The following is a 382-nucleotide window of genomic DNA, read 5'->3' as shown; positions in this document are numbered from 1 at the left end:
CTATACGGCTGACTCGTGAATAATGTAAGTCGAAGTGATTCCCTATTTGCTTTTGCGTATAGCCACCGCTATTAAATGCAGCAATAATGGCATCATTTCTACTAGGCGCTGAGTCTTGGTACTCCTTTAGCGAAAGAGGTTTAGCACGTCGCTGTTTTGCCGGAACCTCTTTGATATCTCCCTCTGCTAAATTCAAATTAGGAAGATGACTGTTCACAAACTCATCACTGCCTAGGTACACCTGCTGCTTTAATCCTGTCCATAGTGGCTTACCAACCCCCTCGAAAACGAATTGCTTGTATTTCTCAACAGCCTTATTTCTCTGGCGGCCAAATTGAAACAAGGTTTGATCAACCGCTAGCCAGTCTGGTGACTCTTTTAA

General features: G+C 43.7%; 1 pseudogene. It reads right to left on the bottom strand.

Annotated features, from left to right (window positions below):
- Window positions 1–382, bottom strand: a pseudogene (locus tag AB4486_RS27655) (addiction module toxin RelE); the annotation flags it as partial.

The sequence above is a fragment of the Vibrio sp. 10N.222.55.C6 genome (assembly GCF_041473395.1).
In the GTDB taxonomy this organism is placed as follows: domain Bacteria; phylum Pseudomonadota; class Gammaproteobacteria; order Enterobacterales; family Vibrionaceae; genus Vibrio; species Vibrio crassostreae_C.
Note: the sequence above shows the minus strand (reverse complement) of the source record. Positions and strands in the feature narration are given on the sequence as shown.